The organism is Corallococcus sp. AB049A (genome assembly GCF_003668885.1).
Lineage (GTDB): Bacteria > Myxococcota > Myxococcia > Myxococcales > Myxococcaceae > Corallococcus > Corallococcus interemptor.
This window is the reverse complement of the sequence record NZ_RAWL01000045.1, coordinates 21,146-31,513: the sequence shown is the minus strand read 5'-3', so window position 1 is coordinate 31,513 and position 10,368 is coordinate 21,146. Positions and strand designations below refer to the sequence as shown.

The 10,368-nt window shown below is 69.3% G+C and carries 6 protein-coding genes; 3 read left to right on the top strand and 3 right to left on the bottom strand.

Annotated elements, in window-relative coordinates:
• The 3 genes from D7X55_RS07555 to D7X55_RS07545 all read left to right on the top strand — a co-directional run.
• Positions 1–824: metalloenzyme (locus tag D7X55_RS07555; protein ID WP_121722653.1), on the top strand; the 824-nt coding region annotated here is incomplete at its 5' end.
• Positions 825–836: 12 nt separating this feature from the next.
• Positions 837–1,805, top strand: coding sequence for a hypothetical protein (locus D7X55_RS07550; RefSeq protein WP_120546742.1), 969 nt, complete (start codon positions 837–839; stop codon positions 1,803–1,805).
• A 38-nt stretch (positions 1,806–1,843) separates the two neighbouring features.
• A complete protein-coding gene (locus tag D7X55_RS07545) occupies positions 1,844–4,936 on the top strand; it encodes an alpha amylase C-terminal domain-containing protein (RefSeq protein ID WP_120546743.1) in 3,093 nt (1,030 codons plus the stop codon).
• On the opposite strand, the gene D7X55_RS07540 is transcribed toward D7X55_RS07545, so the two are convergent.
• The 3 genes from D7X55_RS07540 to D7X55_RS07530 form a co-directional block, all read right to left on the bottom strand.
• Entirely contained in the window at positions 4,933–6,621 is a 1,689-nt protein-coding gene (locus D7X55_RS07540; RefSeq protein WP_121722652.1) for a TldD/PmbA family protein, read from the bottom strand. The two genes, D7X55_RS07545 and D7X55_RS07540, sit on opposite strands and share 4 nt — an antisense overlap.
• Positions 6,622–6,775: 154 nt before the next feature.
• On the bottom strand, positions 6,776–8,095 hold the full coding sequence (locus D7X55_RS07535; protein ID WP_120546809.1) for a nucleotide sugar dehydrogenase: 1,320 nt from the start codon (positions 8,093–8,095) through the stop codon (positions 6,776–6,778).
• A gap of 71 nt (positions 8,096–8,166) precedes the next feature.
• Positions 8,167–10,242 carry an alginate lyase family protein gene (locus D7X55_RS07530; RefSeq protein ID WP_199746892.1) on the bottom strand — a complete coding sequence of 692 codons (2,076 nt, stop codon included), beginning with the start codon at positions 10,240–10,242 and terminating at the stop codon, positions 8,167–8,169.
• Positions 10,243–10,368 lie beyond the last annotated feature (126 nt).

Sequence of the window (10,368 nt, the reverse complement as noted above, 5' to 3'; positions counted from 1 at the left end):
CCCCCACCCTGCCCCACGGCGGCGTGGGCCTGGCGGTGGACCCCACCTTCGGCGTGCCCGGCCGGCCCCAGTCCGCCTCCAACCAGACGGCCATCCTCACCGGAGACCCGGCCCCCGTCCTCGTGGGCGGCCACGTGCTGGGCTACCCCAACACCGCCCTCAAGGACTTGCTCGCGGAGCGCAGCATCGTCCGGCGACTCAAGGCCGCGGGCCGCACCGCCACCTTCGCCAACGCGTACCCCGCGCCGTACCTGGACGCGCTCGGAGTGCCACGGCGCCCGTCCACGTCGCCGCCGGAGTTCACCCTGTCCGAACGCGCCGCGCGCAAGGTGCGCCCCTCCGCCGCCAAGCTCGCCTTCGCCGCGGGCCAGGAGCGCCTGCGCACCCTGGACGACGCGCGCGCCGATGACGGGCTCACCCACGACATCACCGGCGCCGCTGCCCGCGCGCACGGGCTGGACGTGCCCCACCGGACGCCCCAGGAGGCCGCGGCCCTCTTCTGGCGCATCGCGGGAGGAGCGGACTTCACCTTCTTCGAGCACTACCTCGCCGACGAGGCCGGCCACGCCCAGGACTTCCAGGCGGCCCGCCTGGCGCTCGACACCTTCGACGCCTTCCTTCGCGCCGTGGCGGACCACCGGCCACACGATGCGCGCGTGTTGGTGTGCAGTGACCACGGCAACGTGGAGGACCTGTCGGTTCGAGGACACACCGTGCACGCCGTGCCCATGCTCTACTTCGGCCCCTCCGCCCCGGAGGTAGCGTCGTTCTCCACCGTCGCGGACGTGGGCCGCGCGGTGATCCGTTGGCTCGGGGCCAGCTAGAGGGACGGAAGGATGCGGGTGGGCGGTACCGGACCATGGAGCCTGCTGCCCCCGCTGCTCGCGGCGCTGCTCCTGTCCGCGTGCGCCGCCGCCCCGAAGAAGTCCGTGGACCCCGCCGCCACGCTGGCGCTGCCCGGCGGTGAGTTCCGCTTCGAGCACTCCGCCAGGGACGCCCCGGCCGCGGACATGGTCCGCCGCGCCGTGAGCAACGCCGCGCCCCGCCTGGCCCGCTGGGGCACCTTCCAGGAGCCCGTCACCCTGGTCATCCACCCCAACCACGCCGCCCTGGAGCGCGCCGCCCACCGCGACGGCTACGACTTCCTGCGCGCCTGGGCCCGCTTCGAGCAGGTGGAGGTCCAGAGCCCCCGCACCTGGACGCGCGCAGGCGCCACCCAGAAGCAGGTGGACGAGGTGCTGCTGCACGAGCTCACCCACAGCCTCATGTGGCAGGCGTCCGCCACCGTGTCGGACTGGACGAAGAAGGGCATCCCGCTGTGGTTCAGCGAGGGCATGGCCTCGTACACCGCCGGCCAGGGCTACCGCGTCCCCAGCCTGGAGGACCTGTCCCGCTTCCTCCACCAGTTCCCCCAGGAGGACCCGCTGGCCCGCGCCGAGTCCCTCTACGAGACCCAGAACGCCACCGTCTACGGCGCCGCCCACCACGCCTTCACCTTCCTCGTGGAGCGCTACGGCGAGGCGCGCGTCCGGGGCGTGCTCGCCGCCATGCGCCGGGGACAGGACTTCACGGGTGGCTTCGGTGAGGCCATCGGACTGCCCGTGGACGCCTTCCTCCGCGACTTCCGCCGCTACGTGTTCCTGCGCGGCTTCAAGGGGGGCCGGCTGACCCCGCCCAGGCCCGTTCCACGCCCGGAAGGGCGCGGATTTCCTGGGAATCCGAAGCTCCCGCCGTCGTCCACCCCACATTCGCCCACTTCAGCGCCACCGGAGACAACTCCGGAGGCCCCTGGCCCGACAAGTTGAGCACGCCCGCTATGCGTGGGCCGCCGGAGGATTGCCCCGTGACTGATTCCAAAATCAACCGCCCGACCCGCACCTCGACCCCCGCCACGGGCAACACCCCCACGGACGCCGCCTCGCTGGCGGAACGGCAGAAGGCCGCCGCCGCGAAGGCCGCCGCCGCGAAGCGCAACCAGTCCGGCTTCGAGTCCACGCCGTCCACCGGCACCCGCGCCCCGGTGGCCGGCACCGGCAACCTGGCCCGCTCCGCCCACGCGAGCGCGCTGTTGGGCGCCGCGCCCATGTCCGCGGTGAAGAACGGCGCGACGGTGGCGAACCCCACCACCCGCACCATCACGTTCACCTACGACGCAGGCCCGCACGCGTCGCTCACCAACCCCAAGCTCAAGGGCAGCTGGGACGCGGAGGGACGCTTCGACGCGCAGTGGTCCTCCGGCGGCATCCCCATGAAGCCGCTGGGCAACGGCAAGTACGAGGCCACGGTGAAGGTGGCGGACGACGGCCTGCCCCGCAACTGGGAGTGGGGCGTCAGCGTGGACGGCCCGTCCGGGAAGGACCAGTGGGCGGTGATGGGCGAGGGCAACCTCAAGCTGGACCTCTCCAAGCCCACTGCGTCGTACTCGCCCACGACGTACCACTCCATGGGCGGGCAGCGCTCCGGCCAGGACGTGAACTTCAAGTTCTGGGCGCCGGACGCGCGCGCCGTGCAGGTGAAGGTGACGGACAAGGAGGGCCGCGAGCAGCGCATCCCCATGGCGCGCGACGAGGGCGGCAACTGGACCGCGCAGGCCAAGGGCGCGTGGAACCAGATGGAGGGCAAGGCCTACGTCTACGAAGTGGTGGACTCCACGGGCGCCGTGAGCGACCGGCCGGACCCGTACGCGCGCCGGATGATGGGCGAGCAGCGCGGCATCGACCGGCTGTACCTGGACCCCACGCGCGGCAAGGAGGTGGACCGCTACTTCACCGGCGCCACCGGCCTGATGCGCTTCGACGTGGACGACGCGGAGGACGCGGACAGCGCGTACCTGGTGCTCAAGGACGGCGAGGGCAACCCGCTCAACAAGCAGCAGCTCCAGGAGCGCCTGGGCGGGTTCGACGACACGCTCATCGACAAGCTGCGCGGCGGGAAGTTCAACGACTTCTGGTCGCGCAATGTCACCGACGATGGCCGCATCAAGATGACGAACCAGGGCGGCGCCTGGACGACGCTCGTCAACGACCCGGACAAGCTGGCGGGCCTGCGCTACGAGTTCCAGGTGTTCGACAAGGACGCGCAGGGGAAGCTGCACCTGCGCGACGACGTGAACAACGACGGCAAGCTGTCCGACGTGGAGCGCCGCGCGTCGTCTGAGAACGACCCCTGGAGCGACCTGATCACGAAGGGCAGCGGCGTGGACTTCCGCGGCTCCATCCTCACGGACCCCACGAAGTTCCAGTTCAAGAACGACCACGTCCCGCGTGAGAAGGACCCGTCGAAGTGGGTGGTGTACCAGCTGCACGTGGGCAGCTTCCTGGGCGAGGCGGGCAACTCCAACCGCTCCACCATGGAGGACCTGATCAAGAAGCTGGATTACTTCAAGGAGCTGGGCGTCACCACGCTGGAGCTGCTGCCCACCAACGAGGTGGAGGGCCCGCGCAACTGGGGCTACCTGGGCGTCAACAGCCTGGCCTCGGAGAGTTCCTTCGGCTTCGAGGACGAAAGCGGCCAGTGGGTGGAGGGCGACGAGGCGCTGAAGCGCTTCATCGACGAGGCGCACGGCAAGGGCCTCAACGTGGTGTCGGACGTCGTCTACAACCACGTCTTCGGCGACCACAACGGCCTGTGGAACGTGGGCGGCCCCAGCAACCCGTACTTCAACTGGGCCAAGGAGCCCGGCAAGTTCGAGCAGCGCGACACCCCGTGGGGCGCCGTGCCCGCGTACAACACGCCGCAGGTGAAGCAGCTCTTCGTCGACCACGCCGTTCAGCAGATCGCCGAGCTGAAGTTCGACGGCCTGCGCTTCGACTTCACGGAGCCCATCAAGGGCACGGGCGGCAAGGACGGCTGGGACATGCTCCGGGAGATCAACCGCCAGGTGCACTTCATCAACCCCAACGCGTGGACCGTGGCGGAGCAGTTCGACTACGAGCCGGACATCTCGCGCCCCGCGAAGTCGGACGGCACGGGCGGCGGCTTCGACGCCCAGTGGTACACGGAGTTCCAGCACCGGCTGGTGCGCGACAACAGCAAGCCGGGCCTCATCCAGGCCGCCTCGCGCGGGATGAAGACGGACGTGGACGCGTTCGTGGACCTGATGACGAACCCGCGCGGCCTGGACGGCTGGAAGCACGCGCTGTCCATCATCAGCAACCACGACGAAGTGGGTAACGCCGAGCGCACGATGGACACCGCCGAGGGCGCGGACCCCACCGACTTCCCGGAGGACTGGGCGCGCGGCGCCGCCCGCTTCGCCGCCGGCATCGGCATGGCCGGCCCCGGCATCCCCATGTTCTTCCAGGGTGACGAGTTCGGCGCCCAGAACCCCTTCAAGTGGGGCAACCCCTCCACCTGGGACAGCGACTGGAGCTGGCAGGACGTGGGCAAGGGCGTGGACTTCGGCAAGGTGACGTTCAACGACACCACCAAGGCCACCTACGAGCGCCTGTTCAACCTGTCCCCGGACGCGCGCGCGAAGGACAGCGCGTACAAGGCCTTCTCCGCGGACGACAAGAAGCTGTTCGCGGAAGTCGCCGCCAGGCCCGCCTCCGAGCGCAAGGACGCGATGCTGGACATCACCCGCCGGCAGTCCTTCAACTTCTACAAGGACGCCATCGGCCTCAGGAACAGCAGCGGCGCCTTCAGCGCGGCGGCGGAGGTGAAGCGCGTCTACACCCACAACGACGACAGCGTGATGGCCTTCACGCGCAAGTCGGGCAACGAGGAGTTCCTCGTGGTGGGCAGCCTCAACAAGAAGAACCTGGAGGGCTACTCGCTGCCCCTGCCCCCGGGCCAGTGGAAGGAAGTGCTGAACAGCGACGCCGCGGTGTACGGCGGCGGCAACTTCGGCAACTACGGCGCCACGCTCAACGGCGGGAACACCCCGGTGAACATCCCCGCCGCCGGCTACGTGGTGCTGAAGAAGGTCGGCTAGTCCTTCTTCGCCTCCGGTCCGGCCGTCCCCTTCACCGGGGCGGCCGGGCTGGGCAGCAGCGGCGGCCGGTCCTTGCCCTCCATGGTGCGCTGCAGCTCCAGCTCCTGGAGCAGCACCGCGGGCGCCACGGTGGACACGGGCACGTTGCCGCTCTCCGCGCCGCAGAAGCCGTTGAACACGCCCAGGCGCTGGCCGGTGGCGAGGATGCGGTTCACGGACGACAGCGGTGTGCCGACGATTTCGACGCCGCGCACCAGCGTCTCCTCACCCGTCTTCACGTCCACGCGGAACACCATGCGCGGCACGCCCTTGAAGGCCTGGTAGCCGTAGCTGGACGTGTTGGTGTTGCCGCCGGTGATGTCTCGGATGATGAGGCCATAGGGCTTGCCCTGCCGCTTCGCCTCCGCGATCAGCAGCTTCTTCAGCTCCGCGTCGCTCACCTGCTTCGTGCTGTCCACCAGGAGGTTCGCCATGCGCGCCACCGGCTGGAGCGTGCCCTGGCCGCGCCCGTGGCCGTTGGATTTGGGGAAGCCCTCCACCGGGTGACGGCTCATCAGGTAGCCCTTGAGCACGCCCTTCTCCACCAGGCTCACCGGCTGCCCCTTCACGCCCTCTTCGTCGTAGAGGTAGTAGCCGTTGAGCGGTTCGCCGTTCACCTCGCGCCTGGACGGATCATCCCGCAGCGACAGGAACGCCGGGAGGATCTGCTTGCCCTCCTGTCCCTTGAACGTCTTGCCGTCGGTGTCGCCGTCCTGCCGGTCCGCCTCCAGCCGGTGGCCCAGCGTCTCGTGGAAGAGCACGCCCGCGGCCTCCGGCGCCAGGATGGCCGGGCCCGCGTACGGCGTGATGGCCGGCGCCTGGCGCAGCGCGAGCAATTCGTCGATGACCTTCTGCGCGGCCTCGTGCACGCGCGCCTCGCTGGGCATCCCCGCTTCCGTGGGCAGGTAGAAGCTGCGCGAGTCGTCCAAGAGCTGCCCGTCCGGCGCGCGCGTCACCGCGGAGACGTGGAACGCGTACAGCGTCTCCTCCGTGATGAGGCGCGTGCCCTCGGACGACACGAACAGCCGCGTGGCCTTGTCCGCGGTGACGCGAACTTCCGAGTCGAACAGCTCCGGGTGCGCGGTGAAGCGCGCGGACACCTCGCGGGCCACGCGGCGCCACTTCTCGCGGTCGAAGGGGAAGGCCACCGGCGGCTGCACGTAGGTGGCGGGCGTCTCCTTGGAGAAGGACGCGGGGCGCTTCGGGTCCTCCACCGTGTAGACGTCTTCCCCCTTCTTCTTCAGGTACTGGAAGAGCGCGGCCTTGTACTTCTCATCCGTCACCAGCCACAGCGACGTGCGCAGCGCGAGCGGCGAGTCGTCCAGCGGCCCGTCCTTGCGCGCGGTGAAGCTGGAGCCCTTGCTGGTGCTGAAGCCGAAGTCCAACGAGTCCGCCACGGAGCTGTCGTAGTCGTAGCTGCCCACGCGCACGTCCACGCCCAGCTTGCGCTCGCGGTAGTCGTCGTCCTGGAACAGCGCTCCGTAGCGCGCGATGATCAGCCGCGACTCGTAGTCCTTCACGCCGTAGCTCAGGAAGTACGGCGCCTCATGGCCCGTCACCTTGAGCTGCTGCTGGTTGCGCTGGAGCTCCGCGCTCATCGCGTCCAGCAACCGGGCGCGGGGATCAGCGGCGGGAGATGCGCCCATCAGCAGGGACGCGGCCACGGACAGCGGGAACAGGGTTCGGAAGGCGCGGGTCACGGCGACGCACTGTAGCCAGAAACGCGGCGAGGGCCCTCCCCTCACGCACCATGGCGTGAAGCGAGGACCCTCCTGCCCGCATGCTGTGGTGGCTACAGGCTTACGCCTTGACGATCTTCTCGCGGCCCTGGGTGACGTTCTTGGTCGCGTTGCGCGTGTCGACGACGATGTTCGAGCGCTGGACCAGCTCGTTGTAGTCGATGTGCGAGTGGTCCGTGAGGATCATCACCGCGTCGTACTGGTTGAGCGTCTCCGGGTCGAGCGGGACGGACTTCATCTCCATGTTGAAGCCGTGGCCCTTGTGCAGCTCCTTCACGAACGGGTCGTGGTAGGCGATCTCCGCGCCCTTCTCCTTGAGGAGCGTCATCACGCGCAGCGACGGGGACTCGCGGTGGTCGTCGATGTCCTTCTTGTACGCCGCGCCGATGCAGAGGACCTTCGCGCCGTTGAGCACCTTCTTGTTCTGGTTGAGCGCCTCCATCGTGCGCTGCACCACGTAGTAGGGCATCTGCCAGTTCACCTCACCGGCCAGCTCGATGAACTTGGTGTGGAACTCGAACTCGCGCGCCTTCCACGTCAGGTAGAACGGGTCGATGGGGATGCAGTGCCCGCCCAGGCCCGGGCCCGGGTAGAACGGCTGGAAGCCGAAGGGCTTGGTGCTGGCGGCCTGGATGACCTCCCACACGTCCACGTTCATGCGGTCGCAGAGCATCTTCATCTCGTTGACCATGGCGATGTTCACGCAGCGGTAGATGTTCTCCAGCAGCTTGGCCAGCTCCGCCACGCGCGTGGAGGACACCGGGACGACTTCCTTCAGCGCGCTGCCGTAGAGGGCGACCGCCACCTCGAGGCACGCGGGCGAGTAGCCGCCGACGACCTTCGGAATCGTCTTCGTGTTGAAGCCCTTGTTGCCCGGGTCCTCGCGCTCGGGGCTGAAGGCCAGGAAGAAGTCCACGCCCGCCTTGAGGCCGTTCTTCTCCAGCAGCGGCTTGAGCACTTCCTCCGTGGTGCCCGGGTAGGTGGTGGACTCCAGGATGAAGAGCTGGCCGGGGCGCACGTACGGCGCCAGGGCCTCGCCCGTCTGGATGATGAAGGTCATGTCCGGCTCACGCGACGCGGTGAGCGGCGTGGGCACGCAGATGACCACGCAGTCCAGCTCGCGGGACTTCGCGAAGTCGTTGGTCGCCTTGAGCTTGCCGGCGTTGGTGAGCTCCGCCAGCGGCGCGCTGGGGATGTGCTTGATGTAGCTCTCACCCTTGGCGATCTTGTCGATCTTGCGCTGGTCGACGTCCAGCCCCGTGACAGGGAACCCGGCTTCCGCGAACGCCATGCCCAGCGGAAGACCGACGTACCCCAGACCCACCACGCCCACCTTCGCTTCCCGATTCTGAATCCGACCCAGCAACGGGTTGCCAACCATCACGCGCATTGTCGTTACTCCCAGCAGTTGACGTGCGGCCTCGCCGGCTCACACGTCCCGACCCACACCAATCACCTGAAGACGAACACCCACCCCAACCATGCCGGAGGCGTCAGCTGCCTCCGGAACTCCACCGACACCGCCGGCACCACGCGCCCATATCCAGGCGAGTAGTGGGACGGCACGAGCAGGGTCTCCAACCCCTGCCCGAAGAGCACCCAACCCGCGGGGGCATCCGCCGGACCAATCTCCAGGGCGCGTGCATCGAAGGCCTCCGGGCCCTCCTTCACGCGCCCCGCCCGCGCCAACACTTCCGCCGCGGGCTGGCACCACCGCGCCTGCGCATCCGGCAGGTGCAAACGTCCGACCACCTCATGACGGCCCGTTCCGACGAGCCGGTCCCCCACGGCCAGCGCGCGCACGTGCCGGTCGAGGAAGAAAGTCCTCTCAATCCCTACCGGGGCCGGCAGGTGGCGGTAGCCGTCGTGGCGCACCACCAACCGGTCATGCTTCGAGCCGGGCTGGAAGGCCACGACGCGAGCCCGGGCATCCTCCGGCAGCGCGAACAGCCGCGCCGGATCCAACGGGGCCTGCTCCGCCCCATCCACCTGAAGCGTGTTGTGCGCCGCGGTGCTCCGCATCGCGTTGCGCAGGGCCGGATCCCGCGTGTACGAACCCGTGCCTGAATCGACGATGACGGGGCGGCCGGCGAGGTGAAGCTCGAAGGAAAGCTTGTCGTTGTGGCTGTGTCCTCCGACGCCCCGCTGCCCCTGTTTTCCGGCCGAGACGGTGAGCACGACCCCTTCGCCGCGCAAGATGTGAAATCCACCTTCCGCGAAGCTGACCGACGTGGGCGCGGAAGCCGCGGGCAGCGCGTGGAAGCGCACGAAGCCCGCGTCGCCCAGGAGCCACGCCGCCTCGTCCGGGAACACGCCGCCGCCCAGGCCCGCGTCGTTGAAGAGCGCCGCGCCCAGCCCGGCCAGGTAGCTGTGATCGCCATCCTCGCGGTCCTGGAACGGGAACACGCGGCCGCTGTCGTTGTCGCCAATCTGCGGCGCCAGGCCGGACTCGGAGGACCACGCGCGGGCCGCGACGAACATCAATCGCAGACGCGCTTCATACGCGGGCCCCAGCGACACGCCCGCGCCGCGAGCGACGAGGAAGGCCAGCGTGAACAGCTCCACCGACAGGCGGTGGTAGGGAATGGAGCCCTCGAAGGACGTGCCCTCGGGGTGGACCTGCGCCTCCATCTCCGTGCGCAGGCCGTTGGCCGCGAGCGCCACCTGACGGGGCGCGCCGGGCAGCTCCGGGAAGAGCAGCCCCACCACCGCCAGCCCCACGTAGTTGGAGACCAGGTGGTTGTTGGGCACCGCGCTGGTGTCCTCCAGGTGGGCCTCCACCCACGCGCAGTGCTCCGCGAGCGCGCCCAGCACGGGCACCAGGAACTCCGGACGGCGCACCTCCGGCGCGTCCGCGAACATCGCCAGCGCCTGCGCGAGGTTCGCCGCGCGCAAGGAAATCTCCATGGGGCACGTCCAGTGGACGCCCATGCCCACGGGGTTGGCCTGCAGGAAGTCCAGCGTCTGGTGGACGAACGCGGTGGCGAAGCGCGAGCGCTCGGTCTTCCTGTCCGCCACCCACGCGCCCTGGGCCAGGGCCACCACGCTGTCCAGGCGGCCCATCACCCACGGGTACTTCGGATCCATGCCCGTCACGTGCAGCGGCATGCGCTCCACGGGATCCATGGGAAAGCGCCGGCCGCTCACCGGATCCAGGGACCAGTCCACCGGCTTGCCTTCACCGAAGGAGACCGGCGTGCCGAAGACGTCCCACTCCTGACGCAGCGCCCGCTCCGCGCGCTGAACGGTGCGCGCCTTGGCGCCCGGAACACTCTGGATGGCGGCGCGAGCGGACTTGCGCTGCGACACCTCACACCAGGCCCTCGAGGTGCGCTGATCCAGCGCGAGCGTCACCAGGTCCTCGGCTCGGGTGGCGCCGAAGGACTCCAGCAGCTGCGCCTCGTCCACCTGCTCGCGGCGGCGGTACAGCGCCTGCCGCGCGACCTTCTGGACCCGGCGGACCGCGCTCTTCGCGAGCGCCCCAGGCGCCATCCGAGCCATCGTCGCGTAGTAATCGAGAGTACCCATCCGCCCCTTCCCGCCCAGCCTGACGTGGGCAGGTGATAGCAAGCGGCTGGCCAAAACCTTTTCCCAGCAAGAGCAAGGGTTTGGCGTGAGCCCCCTGCCCGGACTTCGGTAAAAATGTCCGCCCGG

Bases quoted from the DNA above. Each gene is read 5' to 3' on its own strand.
- D7X55_RS07540 (WP_121722652.1), bottom strand. From the start codon at position 6,621: ATGGGCGCATCTCCCGCCGCTGATCCCCGCGCCCGGTTGCTGGACGCG.
- D7X55_RS07530 (WP_199746892.1), bottom strand. From the start codon at position 10,242: ATGGGTACTCTCGATTACTACGCGACGATGGCTCGGATGGCGCCTGGG.
- D7X55_RS07550 (WP_120546742.1), top strand. From the start codon at position 837: ATGCGGGTGGGCGGTACCGGACCATGGAGCCTGCTGCCCCCGCTGCTC.
- D7X55_RS07535 (WP_120546809.1), bottom strand. From the start codon at position 8,095: ATGGTTGGCAACCCGTTGCTGGGTCGGATTCAGAATCGGGAAGCGAAG.